The following is a 21990-nucleotide window of genomic DNA, read 5'->3' as shown; positions in this document are numbered from 1 at the left end:
AGCAACCGCCCGGCGGCCGTTGACCCACGTCAAGCGCCTGTCATCGGACGGTGCGCGTACGATGTGCGGCGACTAGCCTTGGAAGGCGAAGCGCGCGAAGACGATCGCGCGGGGGAGGCGAGCATGCTTGCGATGATGTTTGACGGCACGACACCGCATTTGCGCGAAGCGCGGATGCCGGACCCGTCGCCTGCGGCGGGTCAGCTCTTGATCGACGTACATGCGTGCGGCGTATGCCGGACCGATCTTCACGTCGTCGACGGCGACCTCGCGCACCCGAAGCTGCCGCTGATCCCCGGGCACGAAATCGTCGGGACGGTGCGCCAGTCGGGCGAAGGCGTGACGGGCTTCGCGGTTGGCGACCGGGTGGGCGTTCCCTGGCTGGGCTCGACGTGCGGGCATTGCCCGTATTGCCGATCCTGCCGCGAAAACCTGTGCGACAGCCCGGGGTTCACCGGCTATACGATCGACGGCGGCTATGCCGAATGCGCCGTCGCCGACCATCGGTATTGCGTGCATCTGCCCCGGCGTTTTTCCGATCTGGAAGCCGCGCCGCTGCTGTGCGCCGGCCTGATCGGTTATCGAACCTTGCGCATGGCGGGCGACGCGCGCCGGATCGGCATCTACGGTTTCGGTGCGGCGGCCCATCTCGTCGCGCAGGTCGCGCATTTCGAAGGGCGCAAGGTGTTTGCGCTGACCCGGCCGGGCGATGCCGTGGCGCAGCGGCTCGCGCTGTCGCTGGGCGCGGCATGGGCCGGCGGCAGCGACGAAGCCCCGCCGGAGCGTCTCGATGCCGCACTGATCTTCGCGCCGGTGGGCGCATTGGTGCCCGCTGCCCTGCGGGCGGTCGACAAAGGCGGGATCGTCGTGTGCGGCGGCATTCACATGAGCGACATCCCGGGCTTTCCGTACGCATGGCTGTGGGGCGAGCGCCGCATCGCGTCGGTGGCCAACCTGACGCGTGCGGACGCGGTCGAATTCATGCGGATCGCCGGTGCGATGCCGCTGCGGGTCGAGACAGTGCGCTACGCACTGACCGATGCGAACCGGGCACTCGACGACCTGCGCGGCGGGCGCGTGTCGGGTGCCGCCGTGCTGGGCATGCGCGGTTGATCGAGTCGACGGATCCGCGGCGTGCTCAGATCTGCCGCAGACCGTCCGGATCGACGATCCGGATCTGCTTGCCCTGGGCCGCGACGAGCCCCTTGCGCTGGAACTTCGACAGCATACGGCTGACCGTTTCGAGCTTCATCCCGAGATATTCGCCGATCTCGTCACGCGTCATCCGCAGCACGAATTCGGCGGCCGAGTAGCCGCGTGCCTTGAAGCGCGCGGAGAGATTCAGCAGGAATGCGGCCACCCGCTGCTCGGCCGTCATCGTGCCGAGCAGCAGCATCTGGGAGGACTCGCGCACGATTTCGCCGCCCATCATCTGATACACGTGATGCTGCATCGTCCGCACTTCGCGGCACATCTGCTCGAGCTGGCCGAACGGGATGATGCAGACCGTGCTGTCCTCGAGCGCGATGGCGTCGCCGTTGTGGTGCCCGGTGTACACGCCGTCGAGCCCGAGCGACTCGCCGACGATCTGGAAGCCGGTGATCTGCTCGTCGCCGTCGCGATGCATCACGATGGTCTTGAACGACCCGGTTCTCACTGCATAGATGCTGTTGAACGTGTCGCCCGCGCGAAACAGTGTCTCGCCGCGCCTGACGTGGCGCGTCGAGCAGATCATCGCGTCGACGCGTGCGAAATCGTCAGGGGACAGGTCGGACGGCATGCATACGCTACGCAATGCGCACGTCGAACAGCGGGATGCGGCGCGCTTCGGCTGGTCCACGGGTGCGACGGGATGCAGCGGGATGAACGGGCGTAACGGCATGGTCGTCGAGACATCGGCATTGCTCTGCATGATCGGCTCCAGTTCGGGGGCCGCGACGGGCCGCCTTCGGGCGGGATCGCGCTGGCCGTTGTACCGGCGGCCTTGGATTCCGCCGCCTTCCTCATGAAAACGCCGCACCGGACGGGCCGGGAGACCGGTACGCCGGTCTCGACGGTGATGCTGCCTTTGCTCCGGGAGGCACGCTGGGTTGTTTTTCTTGAGATGCAGTATGGACGTTGCGCGGCGTCAAGAAAATCAGCCGGAATTGAAGATGCGGTAGGCGACGCGGAAGTGCTGTAGGGCGTTTCCTACACGGGTGCGGCGTCTTGTCGCGATCGTTGCCGATGGCGCGCACATGGACCGCGGCGACGAAGGGCGTCCAGATCGAGACTGGCGAGATAGCGGCGCCACGCCGCCGCGGATTGCGGCGCTGCCAGCGCCGACGCGAAGCCGCGCGCGCCGCGCAATGCGGCGGTCGCACCGACGAGGCTGCGCCTGAGGTCGGCGCTCGCGAGCGTCGCGGTTTGCTCGAATCTTGCCCGGGCGGCTTGCCGGGTCTCGTTCTGCAGTAACCGGGACGCCGCAAACGTTGCAGTCAGACCCAGCGCCAGCGTCAGCAGCGCGGCCGTGGCGGCATACCCGGCGGACCGAATCCGGTGCGAAGCCGGCCCGGCCTTGAAAGAGGGCGCGTTCACTGTCATTGCCGTTCATCCTGGCGGATTTCGCCGGTGGCTGGCTGGCGGCGGCGGGCCAGATGCGAGGCACGAAACGCGCGGCGGGCCGGAACTGCGATGTCGCCCGAAATTGTGCGCGCTTTGCCCGCGTTCGCCAATCGGGACCGATGCGTACGCCCGATGCCTTGCGGGCTTGACCGATATCAACGGAACGGTGCCGGCCGGGAGCAGACTGGCTTGACCAGCCGGTCGAACCCGGACGACAGCAGGGAGGCGTCATGTACCAAAGAATCTTCGCGGCGCTCGACGGCAGCCGCAGTGCGCGGCTCGCGCTCGACGAGGCGATTTCGCTCGCCCGCGACTCGGGCAGCCTGGTCATCGCGATGTGCGTGGTATCGGATGCGCCGCGGCTGGCCGACGTCGACAGCGGCTATATCGACCGGCGCGACCCGGCCGGACTGGATGCGGACACGGCCGCGATCGCCGTCTCGGACGCGGACACGGCGTTTCAGCTGTCCGGCGTGCGCGGCATCGCGCGAACGATCGACGCGTGCGGAGAGGACGTATCGGACGTGCTGGCGCGAGCCGCCGCCGAATGCGATGCGGACCTGATCGTGATGGGCACGCATGGCCGCCGCGGCGTACGTCGCGCGTGGCTCGGCAGCGTCGCCGAATCGCTGGTGCGTATCGCGGACCGGCCGGTGCTGGTCGTACGGGACGGGCCGGGCGCGTGCGCCGGCGTGTTGTGACGGTCGTGACGAGCAGCGGGCGGCCGCAAGCGGCTGCCCGCTTTCACCGGCTCAGTGGGACAGCAGGACCGGCACCGTCATCGTCTCGAGGATCGTGCGCGTCGCGCCGCCCAGCACGCGTTCGTGCATCCGCGCATGGCTGTACAGGCCCATCACGAGCAGATCCGCATGCAGGTCGGTCACCCGGTTCAGCAGCGTCGCGCCCACGCTGACCGACCGTTCGCGCGGCGTCGTCGAGAACGATGCGCGAATGCCGTGCCGCTCGAGATACGCGGCGACGTCGACGCCCGCCGGCGTCTTGTCCGGATCGGGATGCCCGCGGCTGACCGTTTCGACATTGACGAAGCGCGCGCGGGCGAGCAGCGGCAGTGCGTCGGCCATCACGCGGGCGGCTTCGCGTCCGCCGTCCCAGCCGATCAGCACGTTCTCGCCGAGCGTTCGCACGTCGCCCGCACAGGGCACGACGAGCGCCGGGCGTCCGCTGCCCATCACGACGTCCTCGACGAAATGGCGGGCCACGTAGGTCATGCGGTCGTCCGGGTCCTCCTGGCCGAGCACCAGCAGGTCGGCGTGGCGCGCATGCAGGATCGCGGCGGCCGTCGCGTCGCCGGTCGGTGCCTGCCACTCGACATTGTTGCGTCCCGCGCGCTCGGCAGCGGCCAGGAACCGCTCCTCGGCTTCCTGGCGCCGCTGGTCGCACAGGCGTTCGTAGACGGCCAGCTTCAGCGGTTCGTCGGGGCGTCGCAACGGCTCGAAGAGCGCCTGGCAGACCACGTAGAGGCCGATCAGATGGGCGTTCCAGCGTCCCGCGAGTTCGAGCGCGAGGTCGACGCGCGTCGCGCAGCGCGCGCTGTCGTCGAGATGGACGAGCAGGGTCTTGTAGCTCATGACGGCTCCTTTTCGGTCGATGTCGCGGGGGTTGCGGCGGGCGCCTTCGCCGCGCAGCTCGCCGGAATCATCAGGACGGGGCACGTGGCATGGCGCAGCACGCGCTCGGCCACGCTGCCGAGGACGAGGCGGCGAAAGCCGCGCCGGCCGTGCGTGCCGATCACGATCAGGTCGGCGGCGATCTCGTCGGCGAGACTCACGATCCGCTGCGGGATGTCTTCGCCCGCCGGCTCGACATTGGAGATCTGTGGCGTGCCGGCCACGTCGCGTGCCTTCATGCGTCTCGCGGCGTCCTCCGTCACGCGCAGCCCTTCCTCCCGGAAGGCATCGATCAGGATCGACGGATCGTAGCCGTACGTGTCGTAGGCCGGCACTAGGAAATCGACGACGTAGACGGGGGTCAGCCGTGCACCCGTCTCCGACGCGAGATTCAGCGCGGCATCGAGTGCGCGGGACGACGTATCGCTGCCGTCGAGCGCAACCAGAATGTTCGAGTACATGGCGTTTCCCTTGAACGGATGTGGATGGAATCATCATCGGCGCGTGTACGTCGATCGCGCTGATCTGGATCAACCGTCGCGGTCGCCGCGCAGCACGCGCACCGCGGCGCGCGCCGCGACCCATGCTTCGTTGGTCGGCTCGACGACCACCGTGACCGCGCTCGACGGAGACGACACGACGTGCGCATGGGCGGCGTTCGCGCCCGTGTCGAGCGCGATGCCGAGCCAGGCGAGCGACGCGCAGATCCGCTCGCGCAATTGCGCCGCGTGTTCGCCGATGCCGGCCGTGAAGACCAGCATGTCGAGGCCGCCGAGCAGCGCGGTCAGCGCACCGGTCTCGCGCACGATGCGATGGACGTACAGTGTCAGCGCATCTCGGGCCTGCGCGTCGCCAGCGGCCTCGCACGCGAGCAGCACACGCGTGTCGCCTGACGCACCCGACACGCCCTTGAGCCCCGACTCGTGATACAGCAGGTGCCCCAGTGCGTCGCCCGACAGCTTCCCGACCTCGAGCAGGTGCAGGACGACGCCGGGATCGAGCGTTCCGCAGCGCGTGTTCATCATCAATCCGTCGAGTGCCGAGAAGCCCATGGTCGTCGCCACGCTGCGGCAGTCGCGCAGCGCGCACAGGCTCGCGCCGCTGCCGAGATGGGCGGCGATCACGCGGCCATGCGCACGCGCGCCGAACGATTCGTCGAGCGCGACGGCCAGGTATTCGTACGACAGGCCATGGAATCCGTAGCGGCGCACGCCCTGGTCGAACCACGCATGCGGCAACGGCAGCAGTTGCTCGACACGCGGCAGGGTGCGATGAAACGCCGTGTCGAACACGGCGATTTGCGGCACGTCGGGAAACGCGTCGCGCAGCACCTCGATCGCGTCCAGGCTGTGCGGTTGGTGCAAGGGGGCCAGCGGCGTCAGCGTGCGAAGCGCATCCAGCACTGCGTCGTCGACGACCGCCGGCTCAACGTACCGTGCGCCGCCGTGCACGACGCGATGCGCGATCGCGCCCAGCGCGATGTGCGGCAACTGCACGCGGATCCATGTCGCGATCCGCGCGAGCACGGCACGGTACGGGTCGCCGGCAACCAGCGGCAGCGCGCCGACCGGTTCGGCATCGAAGCGGATCGACACGCTGTTGCCGGTCTCGACCGCTTCGCCTTCGTGCAACGGCCGCCGTGCGGGATCGCCGTGCGGCGGGTACGCGAAGATCGCGAACTTCACGCTCGACGAACCGGCATTGACGACGAGGAGCGCGAGCGTGCGCATCGGCCGGCTCAGTGCGACATCAGCACCGGCATCGTCATCGACGCCAGCACGGTGCGCGTGGCGCCGCCCATCACCAGCTCGCGCCAGCGCGGATGGCCGTAGGCGCCCATCACGAGCAGGTCGGAACCCGTTTCATAGGCACGCGACAGCAACGTGTCGCCGACCGCCGGGCCGGTGCCGGTATCGATGTCGAGCACGGTCACGTCGTGTGCATGGCGCGCCAGCATCAGCGCGGCATCGGCGGCCGGAATGCGCGTGGTCGCCGCTTCCGAATCGCCGTCGACCACGGCGGCGACCGTCGTGCGCTTCGCATGCCCGAGAAAGGGAATCGCATCGTGTGCGGCGCGCGTTGCCTCCCGGCTGCCGTCCCACGCGACGAACACCCGTTCGCCGACCGACGGGAACTCTCCCGTGCACGGCAGGAACAGCACCGGGCGACCGGCGGACAACACGAGGTTCTCCGGGAACTGGTCGTCGATATAGGCCTCGGGATCGTTCGGGTCGCTCTGGCCGGCGATCACGAGGTCGGCGAGGCGCGCGGCGCGCGGCACGGCCGCATTGGCGCGCTCATCCGCGCGAACCCACGCGGCGGGCACTTTCGCGCGAGCGGCTTCCGCATGGAACAGGCGCTCCAGCGCGGCGAGCCGTTCGTCGCGCTGTTCGCGGTGCGCGCGGAAATAATCGGCGGACCCGGCCATCACGTAGAACGAATGCGGTTCCGGCGTGTAGACCGCGAACAGGCCCGTCAGATGCGCACCGAAGCGCCGGGCGAGGCGCAACGCGAACTCGAGCCGCGAATGCGCGCGGGCGCTCGTATCGAGGTGCACGACCATGCTCTTGTAGCTCATCGGAATCGCTCCATCGACGGGTAATCCGTCAGTGCAATCCAGTCTACGAAGCAGGCTTTCCGCGCGCTTGACTCAGATCAACGGCGCGTGTGCGCCGCGGCGGCACAGTGAAGCGGTCGCGATGCCGATCCCGGGCACGCGGCATGAGGCGGGATGCCAACCCATTGACCGGATCGAACGAGGGACGCCGATGAGCACGTACGCTTTGACCACACCGAATGACGTGTGCCGCGCGGGCTTCGACCTCGCGCTGCGCATGGTCGCGCTGAACCGCGACTGGCAGCATGAATGGCATGCGCTGGCAGGGCGGCGCATCGGGCGGGACCGTGACGCGGTGCGCCGGCTGCAGCAGGCGCTGGCGGAAACGCAAGAGTGGACGGCCTTCGGCGAGGCAGCCCGGCAGGTGATGCGCGACTACGCGATCGCGAGCATCGCGATCTGGCAGGATGCCGCCGAGATGGGCATGCGGGCGCAATACGAGAGCGCCGGTGCGTGGCGCAACTGGTTGCGCGAATACGGCGCCGGTGCGCTGTCGCGTTATCAGACCGACTGGTTGCCCGATCTGGGACGACTGGCCGTGGTCAACGAGGCCAGCATGCCGTGGGCCGAGTGGATGGCGGCATTGGGGCGCGGGATCGAGGACGCGGCCGGCGCGAATGACGAATCGCCGGGTGCCGCCCGGCGCCTGAACGGCATCGCCGGCACCCGGGAGAGCGACCATGTGCGCTGAGCGTGTCGCATTCGTTACTGGCGGAATGGGCGGGCTCGGCGCCGCGATCAGCCGTCGCCTGCACGATGCCGGCATGACGGTGGCGGTGTCGCACACGGAACGCAACGACCACGTCGCGACGTGGCTCACGCACGAACGCGAGGCGGGCCGGACTTTCCATGCGTTCGAGGTCGACGTTGCCGACTACGATTCGTGCCAGCATTGCGCGGCGCGCGTGCTGACCGAGTTCGGGCGCGTCGACGTGCTCGTCAACAACGCCGGCATCACGCACGACGCCACCTTCGTGAAGATGACCAAGAGCATGTGGGATGCGGTGTTGCGCACCAACCTCGACGGCATGTTCAACATGACGAAGCCGTTCGTGCCGGGCATGATCGAAGCCGGCTTCGGGCGGATCGTGAACATCGGTTCGGTGAACGGTTCGCGCGGCGCATACGGGCAGGCGAACTACGCGGCGGCGAAGGCCGGCATCCATGGCTTCACGAAGGCGCTGGCGCTCGAACTCGCGCGCCACGGCGTGACGGTCAACACGGTCGCGCCCGGCTACCTGGCCACCGCGATGCTCGAGTCGGTGCCGAAGGCGGTGCTCGACACGAAGATCCTGCCGCAGATTCCGGTCGGCCGACTGGGCGACCCCGACGAAATCGCCGCGCTCGTCGCGTTCCTGTGTTCCGACGCCGGGGCGTTCTCGACCGGCGCGGAATTCGACGTCAACGGCGGGATGCACATGCGATGAAAGCATCCGCCATGCGCGCGCCGGGCGGGCGCGAATCGGTGCGGGCGCCGGGTACCGAAGAACCGGCGTCGAGCGCGACCGAATGTGCGCGAGCCGGTATGACGTCCGCCGAACGATGGAACCGTGCGGCGCACGCGAACGTGGCCGCGATGACCTTCGGGCTGTCGCCCGTCTCGCTCGCGCTGGCCATGCTCGACTGGAGCGCGCATCTGGCGGTGTCGCCGGGAACCTGCTTCGCGCTCGCGACGCAGGCGTGGCAGGCTGCCGTTGCCCCGGCGGCAACCGGCGGCGAGGGCGAGGCCGACGATGCGGACCCGAGCGGCCTGGCCGTGCACGCGGGGCAGGCCGACCCGCGTTTCGCCGCACCGGCGTGGGCCGGATGGCCGTATCAAGCGTATCGCGACGGCTTCCTGTCGATCCAGCGCTGGTGGCGCGACGCGACGCGCGGCGTGCCGGGTGTCGAACGGCACCACGAGGAACTGGTCGGATTCGCCGCGCGACAATGGCTCGATGCATGCTCGCCGGGCAATTTCCTGGCGACCAACCCGGTCGTGCTCGACGCGACGATGCGCAGCGGCGGCGCGAATCTCGCGGCAGGCTTCCGGCACTGGCTGGACGACGCGAACGCGTTGCTCGATCGCGCGCGCGGCGCGCGAGCCCGGGACGCGCGCGCCTATCTGCCGGGGCGCGACGTGGCGATCACGCCGGGCCGCGTCGTATGGCGCAACGCGTTGTGCGAGCTTTTGCAATACGACCCGACGACGGCCGACGTGGCATGCGAGCCGATCCTGATCGTGCCGTCGTGGATCATGAAGTACTACATCCTCGACCTGCAGCCGCACGATTCGCTGATCCGCTTCCTGGTCGATGCCGGCTATACGGTGTTTGCGGTGTCGTGGCGCAATCCGGGCGCGGAGGCGCGCACGCTCGGGCTCGACGACTACCTGCGTGACGGCTGCATGGCGGCGCTCGACGCCGCCCGGTCGATCTGCGGCGAAGCCGTGCATGCGGTCGGCTATTGCCTCGGCGGCACGCTGCTGGCAATCGGTGCGGCGGCGCTCGCGCGCGACGGCCGGCAACACGAGGCATTGCGGTCCGTCACGCTGCTGGCGGCCCAGACCGATTTCAGCGAACCCGGCGAACTGGGTCTCTTCATCGACGCCAGCGAACTGTCCGCGCTCGATGCGCTGATGTGGCGGCAGGGCTACCTGGACGGCGCGCAGATGTCCGCCGCGTTCGAACTGCTGAACGCGCGCGACCTGATCTGGTCGCGGATGATGAGCGAATACCTGCTCGGCAAGCGCACGAAGCCGAACGACCTGATGTCGTGGAACGCGGACACCACGCGCATGCCGTATCGCATGCATACGGAATACCTGACGCGGCTCTTTCTCGACAACGATCTCGCGGCGGGCCGCTACTGCGTCGACGGGCGGCCGGTCGCGCTGTCGGATATCGACGTGCCGACGTTCGTGGTGGGGACCGAGCGCGATCACGTGTCGCCCTGGCGTTCCGTCTACAAGGTCCATCTGCTCACGCACCACGCGCTGACGTTCGTGCTGACGTCCGGCGGCCACAATGCCGGCATCGTGTCCGAGCCCGGCCATCCGGGACGCCGCTATCGCTGCGCGACGCGCGAGCCCGGCGCGCCTTACCGCAGCCGGCACGACTTCCTGCGCGAAACGCCGGCGGTCGATGGGTCGTGGTGGACCTGCTGGCGCGACTGGCTGCACGCGCATTCGTCGGGCGCCATGCCGGCACGTGTGCCGGCCGCCGGCTTCGCCGCCGCGCCCGGCACCTACGTGCTCGAGACATGAACGGCGACCTGCATCCGGATACGCCCGGCGGCGCGTGCCTGCCCGGGCTGCTGCCGCGGGCGGACGGCGCACTGCCCGAACTGATCGCGCGTGCGCGCGGCGCGCCGCCGCTCACCGTCGCCGTCGTCCACCCGTGCGACACGGCCAGTCTCGTCGCGCTTGCCGCGATCAACGCGTCGCCGCTGGGCGCATCGATAGAGCCGCTGATCGTCGCGCCGCGCGCGAAGGTGCTGCGCGTGGCGGACGAGGCGGGTGTCGATCCGGCGAAATGGACGATCGACGACGTGCCGCACAGCCATGCGGCGGCGGTCCGGGCGGTGCAACTCGCGGCGTCCGGCCGCGCCGGTGCGCTGATGAAGGGCAGCCTGCATACGGACGAGCTGATGGGCGCGGTCGTTGCAGCCGAATCCGGCTTGCGCACGGAGCAGCGCATGTCGCACTGTTTCCTGATCGAGTCGCCGGCGTATCCGAGGCCGTTCATCCTGACCGACGCGGCCGTGAACATCGCACCGGACCTCGCGCAGAAGGTGGCCATCACGCAGAACGCGATCGACGTCGCGCATGCGCTCGGCGTTGCCTGCCCGCGCGTGGCCGTGCTGTGCGCGGTCGAGACCGTCAATCCGGCGATGCGTTCGACGCTCGACGCGGCGGCGCTCGCGAAGATGGCCGGGCGCGCGCAGATCACCGGCGCGGTCGTCGACGGCCCGCTCGCGTTCGACAACGCGATATCGCGGCGGGCCGCGCAAGACAAGGGGATCGATTCGCCGGTTGCCGGCCGCGCCGACATCCTGGTCGTTCCCGATATCGAAGCGGGCAACATGCTCGCGAAGCAACTTGAATACCTGGGCGGTGCCGCGAACGCAGGCATCGTCGTGGGCGCACGCGTACCGATCGTGCTGACGAGCCGCGCCGACGGGGTTGCCGTCCGGATCGCGTCCTGCGCGCTCGCGGCATTGCTGGCGCAGGCTCGGCATGCGCCGGTGTCGGCCAGTCGACAGGCCATTCTTTCGATGGAGGAACAGCGATGAAAGCACTCGTTTATCACGGGCCCGGGCGCAAGGCGCTCGAACAGCGACCCAGGCCGGAACTGCAGTCGCCGACCGATGCGATCGTCCGCGTGACGCGCACGACGATCTGCGGCACCGACCTGCACATTCTCAAGGGCGACGTGCCGACGTGCGAACCCGGCCGCATCCTCGGCCACGAAGGCGTGGGCATCGTCGAACAGGTCGGCGCCGCGGTCGATTCGCTGAAGCCGGGCGATCACGTGCTGATTTCATGCATCTCGTCGTGCGGCCGCTGCGAGTACTGCCGCCGCGGACTGTATTCGCATTGCACGACCGGCGGCTGGATTCTCGGCAACCGGATCGATGGCACGCAGGCCGAGTACGTGCGCATCCCGCATGCGCAGACCAGCCTGTACCGGATTCCGCCGGGCGCGGACGAGGATGCGCTCGTGATGCTGTCCGACATCCTGCCGACCGGGTTCGAATGCGGCGTGCTGAACGGCAAGGTGCAGCCGGGCTGCTCGGTCGCGATCGTCGGCGCGGGGCCGATCGGGCTGGCCGCGTTGCTGACCGCGCAGTTCTACTCGCCAGCGCGGATCATCATGATCGACCCGGACGGCAACCGGCTCGAGATCGCCCGGCACTTCGGCGCGACCGACTGCTTCGACGGCCGCGGCGGCGATCCGGTTGAGGAAGTGATGAAGCTGACCGACGGCATCGGCGTGGATTGCGCGATCGAGGCGGTCGGCATTCCGGCGACGTTCGAGATGTGCACGTCGCTCGTCGCACCGGGCGGCGTGGTCGCGAACGTCGGCGTGCATGGCGTCAAGGCCGACCTGCATCTCGAGAAGCTGTGGGATCGCAACATCTCGATCACGACGCGGCTCGTCGATACGGTCAGCACGCCGATGCTGCTGAAGACCGTGCGCGCCGGGCGCCTCGACCCGAAGCGCCTGATCACGCACCGGTTCTCGCTCGACGACGTGGAAGGTGCATACGACACGTTCGGGCGTGCCGCGCAAACCCACGCGTTGAAGGTGCTCATCGAAGTCGGCTGATGAGCCGGGCGGCGCGTGACGGGAACCGCGAGCATCCGCTTCCCGTCGCGCGCGTCCTGCGTTTTCGGCGGCATCGCCGCCAGGCCGGTCGGCTGCCGGTCGGCTCAGTCAGGACGACAGCGCGGCCGGCTGCTGCGCGCGGCCGGCTTCGACCTCGTCGAGATCGACGCACTGCTCGTAAGTCGGCACCTCGCACGGCCAATGCAGGGTCTCCGAAATACGCCGGCGCAATGCATCCGCGGCCGCGGGTTCGCCATGCGTGATGAATGTCTGCACGGGCGCACTCTGCATCGTGCCGAGCCACCTGAGAATTTCTTCGTAGTCGGCATGGGCCGACAGCGTCGTGATCGACTCGACCTGCGCGCGCACGCGGACGTATTCGCCATGAATCTTCAGCGTCGGCTCGTGTGCGGCGAGCGCCGCGCCGCGCGTACCGGCGGCCTGGTAGCCGACCAGCGCGATCGTGTTGCGCGCATCGGGCGCATAGCGGCTCAGGTGATGCAGCACGCGCCCGCCGGTCGCCATCCCGCTGCCGGCGATGATGACCATCGGGCCATGATGCTCGGCGATCGCCTTCGACTGGTCGACCGACCGGATCATCGTCGCCGCGTGGCCGAGCGCGTTCGCTTCGGAAGCGGTCAGCCGGTGTTCGAGGATATGGTGGCGATAGATTTCCGTCACGTCGGTCGCCATCGGGCTGTCGAGAAACACCGGGACGCGCGCCATGCGGCCGGATGCCTTCAGCCGCGCGATGTAGTGCAGGATTTCCTGCGCGCGGCCGACGGTGAAGCAGGGCATCACGACGACTCCGCCTCGTGCGAAGGTCTTGTCGAACAGCGCGGCCAGTTCGTTCTCGGGGTCCGACGCCGGGTGCAGCCGGTCGCCGTAGGTCGATTCGACCACCAGGTAATCCGCATGCGCGGGCGGCCGCGGCGGTTGCATGATCGGGTCGTGATACCGGCCGAGGTCGCCGGAGAACGCGAGCACCTTGTGATCCCAGTGCATCACGACGCTCGCCGCGCCCAGAATGTGCCCGGCCGGCAGCAGGCGGAACGCCAGGTCGCCGCCCAGCGCGGTGCATTCGTCGAAGGCGACGGGCTTCAGCAGGTGCAGCGCGCGCTGCGCGTCGTCCAGCGTGTAAAGCGGTTGCGCGGGATGATGTTTCGAGTAGCCGTGCCGGTTCGCGAAGTCGGCTTCCTCTTCCTGCAGCCGCGCGCTGTCGCGCAGCATGATGTCGCAGAGTTCGGCCGTGGCCGCCGTGCAGTACACCGGCCCGCGATAGCCTTCGCGCACCAGCACCGGGAGATAGCCGGTGTGATCGATATGCGCGTGGGTGAGCACGACCGCGTCCAGCGTGTCGGGCGCGAGCGGCAGCGCTCGCCAGTTGCGCAGCCGCAGGTTCTTCGTGCCCTGGAACAAGCCGCAATCGACGAGCACGCGCCGGCTGCCGTGCTCGACGAGATACTTCGAGCCGGTCACGGTTTCGGTCGCGCCGAGAAAAGTCAGTTTCATGGATCGCCTCACGGGAGTCGAGGGAGCAGTAAATTGATTACAGCGCGGATCCGCGTGAAGGGATTGATGGAGGTCAGGGATTGCCGCATTCCGGTTCCGATCGGGCGCGGTTCGCCGTCAGGCCGTCGCCGTGCCGGCTTGACGTCGGTCAACGCCCGGGGCGGCCGGTGGCATGATAGTGAACGTGTACGCGGATGCGATGTCGTGCCCGCGCTTTTCCGCGCCTGTCGCGTACCCGATGCGCAGCGGGATCACGACGCTTTCGGGACGAACCCATCATGAGCTTGATCGCCAATCTGGACGGCGCGCGGACCGGCTACCGGCTGTGCTTCGTCCGCCCACCCTGGGCGTGGTTCACCTGCCTGCCGCTCGATCTGCAATGCGGCCAAAGCTGGGCCGACGCGCCCTACCAGGACATTGCACAACCGCCTTACAGCGATTCGCGCGCGCAGCTGCTGCGCGTGGCGTTCGACGCGCCGCGCCTGCTGCCGCCCGAATCCGGCCGGCACGGGCACGACTGGAGCGTCGAGCAGATCAACGGCGGCGCGGTGCCGTGGCTGCGAAGCGAGGAATTCGTCGACGCGATGAAGCTGGCCGTGCCGGCCGGGGCGACCCTCGCCGAATTCGTCGAGACGATCGAGGCCGCCGGCGGCACCGTCTACGGCCCGCTCGGCTGGGCGGAATTGCCGCCCTGGCAACGGCCCGACGTTGTCGCGCACACGGGCTGAACGCGGCTGAGTGCCTGCGCGGCGCGCTTGTCAGCCCGCGTCGCCCCAGCCGCCGCCGAGCGCGACGTAGAACGCCACCGTGTCCTGCAGGCGCTGCGTGACAGCCTGCAGCCACGCAAGCCGCGCCTGATGGTATTGCACGTCGGCGACCGGCAACTGGACGTAGCCGGCGATTCCGGCGTCGTAACCGGCCTGCGTGAGCGTCAGCGCATCGCGGGCCGCTGCCGTCGCGCGGGCCTGCGCATCGAGCGCCGCCGCGTCGTTCGCGAGCGCGCGCAATGCGTCGGCCACCTGCGAGAACGCCGACAGAAAAAGGTATCCACACGGAAAGACGCGAGGGGAACGCACTGGTCGCGGTGAATTCGCGGAATGCCGGCCCGACCGATCACCACCGGAATCGATCGCCTGCCAGCCTGGAGTGTGCGCCCCAGCCGTCGGGATGGTACGTCACACTGGGGATGTAGACGGGGACGTAAGTCGAATTGCCTGCCCATCCGTTGCGGGATCCCGTCGTGGGACCTTGCGATGGCCGCGCGTTGCCCACATGCAGTATATTTCGCGCCGGAGCAACGACGTGGCTGGTCGTTCCTGCACGTGAGCTTGTCGAATGACCGGGCTGTACGACGACCAGGGCGATCAGCAGCGGTATCGAAATGCCGTCCACTTCTCCTCACCGATTCAGGTTGATGGGGTCAATCCACGCAGCGACCGGAGCAGCGACCGATGAAAGCACTTTGCACTACCCGTCATGCGCGCCTATATTTTAGGTCACGTGATGACATGATTCCAGAAAACGCCCGGTGTTTCCGGAGTTCGTAATGGCAGCGAGCAATCGAAAGGCCGGCGCAGGCGCCACGAAGCACGACCTCGAACAGCTGTCCGAATTTCGCTACCGGCTGCGGCGTTTTCTGCGTTTCTCGGAGGAAATCCTGCGTGCCGAGGGGCTGACGCCATTGCAGTACATGCTGATGCTGCATACCTGCGCGTTTCCGGACCGTTCGTGGGCGACCGTGGGCGAGATTGCCGAACGGCTGCAGGCGTCCTCGCATGGCACGGTCGCGCTCATCACGCGCTGCGAAGCGGCCGGGCTGGTCCGGCGCCAGACGAGCGAGCAGGATCGAAGGCAAGTGGAAATCCATCTCACGGAAAAAGGAGCGGATTGCTTGCGCAAGGTTGCGGTTTTGCACAAGTCCGAAATTCAATCGTTCGGCTGGGCATTCCACGACGTCACCGATACCCACTGAATGCGCGGCAGCGAAGCGCATCGATTCACCGGGACGGCCGATATCCATCGGTCGTCGCGATAGCGGGCAGGGCGGGATCACGAACACATACGCGGCAGGGGGAGGTCGTTTGCAAGGAGCGACACATGAGCACGACCTCGAGCCTCAATCTGGAAGGCAAGCTCCGGCGTGACGCCGGAATCATCGGGCTGCTGTTTGCCAGCACGACCAGCATGGTCGGTTCCGGCTGGTTGTTCGGCGCCTATCACGCATCGCGCATCGCCGGGCCGCTGAGTATCGGCAGCTGGATTCTGGGCGCGATCATCATCATGTTGATTGCGCTGTGTTTCGCCGAACTGGCAGCGATGTTTCCGCGCAGCGGCGCACTGGTGCACATGAGCCACGCGAGTCACGGCGTGGGTCTGGGCCGCATCTGGTGCGGTCTCCTCTTTCTCGCTTACGTGCCGGTTCCGGCCGTCGAGGCGGAGGCGATCGTCACGTACGCGAACAACTATCTCCCGTGGTTCATCCAGCCCGGAAGCGCGGGCCTGCTGACGGCCGTCGGCTTCGTCGCATGCGCCGGGCTGCTCGGCGTCATGGCATTGCTGAACCTGATGGTGATCCGCTGGCTGTTGAGCGTGAATTCGACCATTACGTGGTGGAAGATACTCGTGCCGTTGCTGACGATTGCCGGCCTGCTGGGTGCGAGTACGCACTGGGGCGTGATGCAGGCGGCGCCCGACAGCTACCACGTCTCCGGCATGTTCACCGCGCTGCCGGCCGCAGGCATCGTCTTCAGCTATCTTGGCTTTCGAACGGCGATCGACCTGGGCGGCGAAAGCGCCAATCCCCATAGAAATATCCCGCTGGCCGTGGTCGGCTCGGTACTTCTGGCGGCCGTCATCTACATCCTGCTGCAGGTCGCGTTCATCTACGCGCTCGCGCCGGCCGATCTTGCCGCGGGATGGAACCACCTCAGCTTCAAGGGCGAGACGGGGCCGTTCGCAGGGCTCGCGACGACCCTCGGCATGGGATGGATGGCCACGCTGCTTTACATCGACGCCTATGTGTCGCCAGGGGGAACCGGCCTGATGTATGTCACCGGCGGCTCGCGCATCCTGTTCGCGTCGGGCGAGCTGGACGCGGGCCCGCGCATGCTGACGCGGTTGAATGCCAACAAGATTCCGTGGGTTGCCGTGCTGATCATGTGGGCTGTCGGCGTGCTGTTCCTGATGCCGTTCCCGGCGTGGCAGCAGATGGTGAGCTATATCACGTCGATCACCGTGCTCACGTACGGGTTGGGGCCGGTCGCGCTGCTCGTCCTGCGACGCAACATGCCGGAACTGCAGCGGCCGTTCCGCATGAGCGGGGCCGGGTTGATCGCGCCGCTCGCATTTATCTGCAGCAACCTCGTCATCTACTGGACCGGCTTCAAGACCAACAACTTCCTGTTCTCGCTGGTCGCAATCGGTTTCGTCCTCTACGCGCTGCACCATCACGTCGTGTTGCACCGTAGCGCGCGAGACTTCGGCTGGAACCATATCGCATGGTTGCTCCCATGGTTCGGCGGCTTGTGGCTGTTGTCTTGGCTGGGTGGCATCGGCGGCGGCTTGGGCGTCATCGGATTCGGCTGGGACATCCTGCTGGTCGCCGTCTGGAGCGTGGCGGTGCTTGTGCTGGCCATGCGCAGTGCGCTCGATGCCGGCGAGACGTCGGAGATGATGGGGCGCATGAACGAGACCAGCTGACGGATCCGCACGCTCGACACAGGCGGGCGTCATGACATCGGGATCGACATGTATCGCCCGAGTTGCCTGGGGATCGTGGTGACTCGGGCCGAAGCGCATGCCGGCAAGGAGATTCGCATCAAACTGAACGTTGAACTGGCCGTGCTGCGTCGGCGCGTTGCGGTGGCCCTGCATCTCGATGACTGGAAGGAAGTGTTGGCCGGCAACCTGGAAGACGACGCGAGTAACGACCGCGATTGGGTCATCGTCTACAGAACGGCCCATGGATACTGTTGCCTTTACCACGGGAAGCCGGTCGAGTTCGATGAACTCTCCGATGTGCAGTCCTGGTCCGCGGAGATGGACGTCCGGACGTACTTCATGGGCTTGTGATCGCGATGCCGGTGACGAACAGCGCCTGTCGTCGGTCAAGGCGTGGCGGGAGCCGGCCCCCGCACGATGGCGTCCGCTGCCGGAAGCACGGTGAATCGCGCTGCGCCATTTGGATGGAAGACGGCGTTTTGTAAATTGATTGAAGGGTAGTTCGAAATATTTTCGCAGTCCCGTGACGGTGCAAACGACCACATCAACCGGAGCGGGAGAAATGTCACAGCATGACTAGTTGCCATGTTACGATGCCGAAATTCTGCGAAATTGTGAATTCAGATGTGCTCCCTCAGCTCGCTGGACTCGACGTCCAGTCGTCCCGGCTTGAACGGCCGGGGCGAGCTTCTTGAACCCGGCTGCCCAGCTGGGTTTTTTTTGCCTGTCGTCAGGTCTGTCCGGTAAACCGCGTCAACGATGTCCGAGTCTTTCTCCGTCCCATCCCGCATGAGCGCGCCCGAACTGCGCGCGACCGCATCGCTCGCAGCGATCTTCGCGCTGCGCATGCTCGGCCTGTTCATGATCATGCCGGTGTTCTCGGTCTACGCGAAAACCATCCCGGGCGGCGACAACGTGCTGCTCGTCGGCCTCGCGCTCGGGGCCTACGGCGTCACGCAGTCGCTGCTGTACATCTTCTACGGGTGGGCGTCCGACAAGTTCGGCCGCAAGCCCGTGATCGCCACCGGCCTGCTGATCTTCGCGCTCGGCAGCTTCGTCGCCGCGTTCGCGCACGACATCACGTGGATCATCGTCGGCCGCGTGATCCAGGGGATGGGCGCCGTGTCGTCCGCGGTGCTGGCGTTCATCGCCGACCTGACCTCCGAGCAGAACCGCACCAAGGCGATGGCGATGGTCGGCGGCTCGATCGGCATGTCGTTCGCGATCGCGATCGTCGGCGCGCCGATCGTGTTCCACTGGGTCGGGATGAGCGGCCTGTTCGCGATCGTCGGCGTGCTGTCGATCCTCGCGATCGGCGTCGTGGTGTGGATCGTGCCCAACGCGGCGAAGCCGGTGCACGTGCCCGCGCCGTTCGCCGAGGTGCTGCACAACGTCGAGCTGCTGCGCCTGAACTTCGGCGTGCTCGTGCTGCATGCGACGCAGACGGCGCTGTTCCTCGTCGTGCCGCGCCTGCTGGTCGACGGCGGGCTGCCGGTCGCGTCGCACTGGAAGGTCTACCTGCCGGTGATGGGGCTCGCGTTCGTGATGATGGTCCCGGCGATCATCGTCGCGGAAAAGCGGGGCAAGATGAAGCCGGTGCTGCTCGGCGGCATTCTGGCTATCCTGATCGGCCAATTGCTGCTGGGCAGCGCGCCGCATACCATCCTGATGGTGGCGGCGATCCTGTTCGTGTACTTCCTGGGTTTCAACATCCTGGAGGCGTCGCAGCCGTCGCTCGTGTCGAAGCTCGCGCCCGGTTCGCGCAAGGGTGCGGCCACGGGCGTCTACAACACCACGCAGTCGATCGGGCTCGCGCTCGGCGGCATCGCGGGCGGCTGGCTGCTGAAGCACGGCGGCGCGAACACTGTGTTTCTGGTGTGTGCCGGACTGGTTGCCGTGTGGCTGGCGATCGCATTCGGCATGAAGCCGCCGCCGCGGCGAACCTGAACGATCTGGATATCGTTTGAAATCGAACAAGACTGACGAGTGGGCAGGGGGAGACCGATGATTCGCATTTCCGCGCTTGCAGATCGCCGCGCGGTACTGCATGCGCGGCGTCTGTGGCTTCACTATGGCGTGTTCTGGCTGGGCGCGGTGGCTGTCGGCCTCGTGGCGGTGCTTTACGCGAAGCTGATCGATTTCGGCTACGGGGTGTTTCTGGGTTACGCCGCCCGACACGCATGGCTGCCGCTGATCGTCACGCCGATGATCGGTGCGTTGACGGTCTGGCTGACGCGGCGCTTCTTCGATGGTGCGGAGGGGAGCGGCATTCCGCAGGTGATTGCCATGCTGCATGCACCGGGCAACACCGGTGCGCGGTTGCTCAAGCTCCGGATCCTGATCGGGAAGATCCTGGTCTCGTTCCTGGCCATTCTCGGCGGGTTCACGATCGGTCGCGAAGGCCCGACGATCCACGTGGGTGCGGCCCTCATGTTCAACCTGCGGAAATTTTATCCGCAGCGGTTTCGTGCGATTCGGCCCGGCGTGCTCGAGCACCGGCTGGCGCTGGCGGGTGCGGCAGCAGGCCTGTCCGCCGCCTTCAATGCACCGCTTGCCGGCGTGGTGTTCGCGATCGAGGAGCTCACGCGAAGCTTCGAGCAACGGACGAGCGGCGTGCTGATCACGGCGATCATCTTCGCCGGTATCGTTTCGCTCGGCATCCAGGGCAATTACGTCTATTTCGGCACGATCGACGTCGGCGCGCACCTGCCGGAGTCGCTGGCGCTTGCGGTCGTGCTGATCGGCGTGATCGCGGGCGTCATGGGCGGCATCTTCTGCTGGCTGCTGCTGAACACGCGACGCTGGATGCCGCGCGGGCTCCAGGATTTTCGTGCCGGCCAGCCGATTCTGTTCGGTGCGGCGTGCGGGCTGGTCGTCGCGGTGGTCGGCGTTGCGACCCACGGCCATACGTTCGGCAGCGGCTACGCGGAAGCCCGCGGCATGCTCGAGAGCCACGCGGATGTCAGCATCCTGTATCCGGTGTTCAAGATGGTTTCGATGATCGGGTCGTATCTGCCCGGCGCGCCGGGCGGCCTGTTTGCACCGTCGCTGGCGATCGGCGCGGGGATTGGCAACACGCTGCACATCCTGTTCTCCGGGATGCAGTTGCAGATGCTGATCGCGCTTGGCATGGTCGGTTATCTGGCTGCGGTCACGCAGAGTCCGATCACGGCATTCGTGATCGTCATCGAGATGATCAACGGCCACGCACTGGTCATCTCGCTGATGGCCACGGCCCTGATCGCCAGCCGCGTGTCGCGATTCTTCGCTCCGCCGTTGTACGAAGCATTGTCGACGCGCTATTTTCCCGCCGACCACCGATGACCTTCGGCGCGCACCGGTTCAAGGTACCGCGCCTCATTGACCCTGCTCGTTTCCACATTCGCAAGCAGTGAGGTATCGGCGCAACTATCCTCGTGCGCGGTCGCAGGATGTTCGATTCGTCTGGTGCGGAGGTGGGTGTCGTGGAGAATTGGGAAACGCGGCAGCGGAACGGGACGCCGGCTCGTCGAGTCGTGAGTTGACTTGATACAAGCGATTTGCCGACGCTCGAAGTCCGGGGTGACAGACAGGACCGAGCGTTACCGCAGTATGCACCCGCACCGGCCGAGCTGGCTGCATGCCACCGGGAAGCGTGTCGTTCCCGACCGTTCAATGCAGCGATGACGCGACGTCACCACCCACAGCCTACGTCACGAAACGATGCGCCGGGCGAACAGATGCTGAACGAAGCGATGAAACAACTCGGACTGACTCGATATCCCGAGCTTCGCGTGAATATGCTTGCGATGATTTTTTACGGTGCCCTCCGCGATATCGAGCAGATGCGAGATCGACAGGCTCGAATGCCCGCGCAGGATCAGGCTGACGATTTCCTGTTCGCGCATCGTCAGCGCATCCGTCGCGAAATCGGCGAACGCGGCCTCGAGGTAGCCGCGCACGTCCTGTGCCGGCTGCTCGACGGGTGGTGCGGGCGGCGCGGGCGTCGTCGCGATCGTATGACGGCATAGCAACGCGTTCAGCAGCGGCTGAATCGCGCCGAGCGTCGCGATTTCGTCGTCGGTGAAGCGCGGCCGGCCGTGGCTGCGCATCAGCGAATACGCAACGCGACGCGCGGGCGTCGGCGCACCGATGAATACGATTTCCTCGGCGAGCGAGCCGGACGTCATCGAGATGCAGGGATGCACGATCGGCGAGTGATAGTAGTCGCTGTCGAAAAACGCGTCCGGCGCCAGTTTCGCCATCCGGTAGAGGCCGGCTGCAATCCCGCTGCTGCAGGCTGAATACACCGGGTCGAGCAGATACGTGCCCGTCAGGTAGTTGTGCATCGCGTCCGACTCGGACACGTTCTTCAGGTTGTCATGCTGCAGTAGCGGCGCATGCGTGTGCTCGTACAACAGCACGCAGGTCAGGTCGAAGTCGACGATTCGCGCGAGCGCATCGTCGAGCGTGGTCATGAACGACGACTCGCCAAGCGCGTCGACGAGGGCCGGCGCGGCGGCCAGCCATTCGGGATGCGGGGGCAGGGAGGATTCCGGACGGACGCTCATCGACGCAGAGAGGGAGAGGCGCGGCCTGCGGGCCGCACACGGAATCGGCC

At 67.2% G+C, this 21990-nt stretch carries 21 protein-coding genes and 1 pseudogene; 13 read left to right on the top strand and 9 right to left on the bottom strand.

The window, feature by feature from the left end; genetic code table 11:
• Positions 1–123: 123 nt before the first annotated feature.
• Positions 124–1113: a zinc-dependent alcohol dehydrogenase family protein gene (locus BX604_RS27580; RefSeq protein WP_098554085.1), complete on the top strand. Its 990-nt coding sequence runs from the start codon at positions 124–126 to the stop codon at positions 1111–1113.
• Positions 1114–1138: 25 nt separating this feature from the next.
• On the opposite strand, the gene fnr is transcribed toward BX604_RS27580, so the two are convergent.
• Together fnr and BX604_RS27570 are read right to left on the bottom strand one after the other, a co-directional pair.
• Positions 1139–1912: a fumarate/nitrate reduction transcriptional regulator Fnr gene (gene fnr / locus BX604_RS27575; RefSeq protein ID WP_098553931.1), complete on the bottom strand. Its 774-nt coding sequence runs from the start codon at positions 1910–1912 to the stop codon at positions 1139–1141.
• A 278-nt stretch (positions 1913–2190) separates the two neighbouring features.
• Entirely contained in the window at positions 2191–2583 is a 393-nt protein-coding gene (locus BX604_RS27570; protein WP_257146442.1) for a hypothetical protein, read from the bottom strand.
• A 251-nt stretch (positions 2584–2834) separates the two neighbouring features.
• Between BX604_RS27570 and BX604_RS27565 the strand changes: the two genes are divergently transcribed.
• Complete coding sequence (locus BX604_RS27565; RefSeq protein ID WP_098553930.1) at positions 2835–3305, top strand: universal stress protein; 471 nt, start codon at positions 2835–2837, stop codon at positions 3303–3305.
• Positions 3306–3356: 51 nt separating this feature from the next.
• Here the strand turns inward: BX604_RS27565 and BX604_RS27560 are convergent, their stop codons facing one another.
• From BX604_RS27560 to BX604_RS27545, 4 genes are all read right to left on the bottom strand, one after another.
• Entirely contained in the window at positions 3357–4193 is an 837-nt protein-coding gene (locus tag BX604_RS27560) for a universal stress protein (protein WP_098553929.1), read from the bottom strand.
• Positions 4190–4693, bottom strand: coding sequence for a universal stress protein (locus BX604_RS27555; protein WP_098553928.1), 504 nt, complete (start codon positions 4691–4693; stop codon positions 4190–4192). Before BX604_RS27555 ends, BX604_RS27560 begins: the two co-directional genes overlap by 4 nt.
• Before the next feature lie 69 nt (positions 4694–4762).
• Positions 4763–5962 (bottom strand): acetate/propionate family kinase, encoded by a 1200-nt coding sequence (locus BX604_RS27550; protein ID WP_098553927.1) that lies wholly within the window; start codon positions 5960–5962, stop codon positions 4763–4765.
• Positions 5963–5970: 8 nt separating this feature from the next.
• Positions 5971–6810 carry a universal stress protein gene (locus tag BX604_RS27545; protein ID WP_098553926.1) on the bottom strand — a complete coding sequence of 280 codons (840 nt, stop codon included), beginning with the start codon at positions 6808–6810 and terminating at the stop codon, positions 5971–5973.
• 190 nt (positions 6811–7000) lie between these two features.
• Here BX604_RS27545 and BX604_RS27540 point away from each other — a divergent pair, with 190 nt between their 5' ends.
• The 5 genes from BX604_RS27540 to BX604_RS27520 are packed head-to-tail and all read left to right on the top strand — an operon-like array spanning position 7001 to position 12158.
• A complete protein-coding gene (locus tag BX604_RS27540; protein WP_098553925.1) occupies positions 7001–7540 on the top strand; it encodes a hypothetical protein in 540 nt (179 codons plus the stop codon).
• Positions 7530–8276: a beta-ketoacyl-ACP reductase gene (locus tag BX604_RS27535; protein WP_098553924.1), complete on the top strand. Its 747-nt coding sequence runs from the start codon at positions 7530–7532 to the stop codon at positions 8274–8276. The genes BX604_RS27540 and BX604_RS27535 overlap by 11 nt, the downstream gene beginning before the upstream one ends.
• Positions 8273–10093: a PHA/PHB synthase family protein gene (locus BX604_RS27530; protein WP_098553923.1), complete on the top strand. Its 1821-nt coding sequence runs from the start codon at positions 8273–8275 to the stop codon at positions 10091–10093. The genes BX604_RS27535 and BX604_RS27530 overlap by 4 nt, the downstream gene beginning before the upstream one ends.
• Positions 10090–11121 (top strand): bifunctional enoyl-CoA hydratase/phosphate acetyltransferase, encoded by a 1032-nt coding sequence (locus tag BX604_RS27525; RefSeq protein ID WP_098553922.1) that lies wholly within the window; start codon positions 10090–10092, stop codon positions 11119–11121. The genes BX604_RS27530 and BX604_RS27525 overlap by 4 nt, the downstream gene beginning before the upstream one ends.
• Positions 11118–12158 carry a zinc-dependent alcohol dehydrogenase family protein gene (locus tag BX604_RS27520; RefSeq protein WP_098553921.1) on the top strand — a complete coding sequence of 347 codons (1041 nt, stop codon included), beginning with the start codon at positions 11118–11120 and terminating at the stop codon, positions 12156–12158. Before BX604_RS27525 ends, BX604_RS27520 begins: the two co-directional genes overlap by 4 nt.
• Before the next feature lie 108 nt (positions 12159–12266).
• Here BX604_RS27520 and BX604_RS27515 read toward each other — a convergent pair whose 3' ends face one another.
• Complete coding sequence (locus BX604_RS27515; protein ID WP_098553920.1) at positions 12267–13670, bottom strand: MBL fold metallo-hydrolase RNA specificity domain-containing protein; 1404 nt, start codon at positions 13668–13670, stop codon at positions 12267–12269.
• Positions 13671–13948: 278 nt separating this feature from the next.
• Here BX604_RS27515 and BX604_RS27510 point away from each other — a divergent pair, with 278 nt between their 5' ends.
• The gene (locus tag BX604_RS27510; RefSeq protein WP_098553919.1) at positions 13949–14398 is read left to right on the top strand and encodes a hypothetical protein; all 450 of its coding nucleotides are present in this window, start codon (positions 13949–13951) and stop codon (positions 14396–14398) included.
• 30 nt (positions 14399–14428) lie between these two features.
• Here BX604_RS27510 and BX604_RS27505 read toward each other — a convergent pair.
• A pseudogene (locus BX604_RS27505) lies at positions 14429–14707 on the bottom strand (TolC family protein); the annotation flags it as partial.
• 509 nt (positions 14708–15216) lie between these two features.
• Between BX604_RS27505 and BX604_RS27500 the strand changes: the two are divergent.
• The 5 genes from BX604_RS27500 to BX604_RS27480 all read left to right on the top strand — a co-directional run bounded on the left by BX604_RS27500 (position 15217) and on the right by BX604_RS27480 (position 20714).
• Positions 15217–15642, top strand: coding sequence for a MarR family winged helix-turn-helix transcriptional regulator (locus tag BX604_RS27500; RefSeq protein ID WP_098553918.1), 426 nt, complete (start codon positions 15217–15219; stop codon positions 15640–15642).
• Between the two features lie 125 nt (positions 15643–15767).
• Positions 15768–17369 (top strand): APC family permease, encoded by a 1602-nt coding sequence (locus BX604_RS27495; protein WP_098553917.1) that lies wholly within the window; start codon positions 15768–15770, stop codon positions 17367–17369.
• 48 nt (positions 17370–17417) lie between these two features.
• Positions 17418–17741, top strand: coding sequence for a hypothetical protein (locus tag BX604_RS27490; protein ID WP_257146441.1), 324 nt, complete (start codon positions 17418–17420; stop codon positions 17739–17741).
• Positions 17742–18149: 408 nt separating this feature from the next.
• Complete coding sequence (locus BX604_RS27485; protein WP_306668244.1) at positions 18150–19337, top strand: MFS transporter; 1188 nt, start codon at positions 18150–18152, stop codon at positions 19335–19337.
• 57 nt (positions 19338–19394) lie between these two features.
• Positions 19395–20714, top strand: a complete 1320-nt coding sequence (locus tag BX604_RS27480) for a chloride channel protein (protein WP_098553915.1) — start codon at positions 19395–19397, stop codon at positions 20712–20714.
• A gap of 368 nt (positions 20715–21082) precedes the next feature.
• Here the strand turns inward: BX604_RS27480 and BX604_RS27475 are convergent, their stop codons facing one another.
• Positions 21083–21940 (bottom strand): helix-turn-helix transcriptional regulator, encoded by an 858-nt coding sequence (locus BX604_RS27475; protein ID WP_098553914.1) that lies wholly within the window; start codon positions 21938–21940, stop codon positions 21083–21085.
• Positions 21941–21990 lie beyond the last annotated feature (50 nt).

Source organism: Burkholderia sp. JKS000303, from assembly GCF_002563755.1.
Classification (GTDB): domain Bacteria; phylum Pseudomonadota; class Gammaproteobacteria; order Burkholderiales; family Burkholderiaceae; genus Burkholderia; species Burkholderia anthina_B.
The sequence above is the reverse complement of the archived record's forward strand: the minus strand, read 5'-3'. Positions and strand labels throughout refer to the sequence as shown.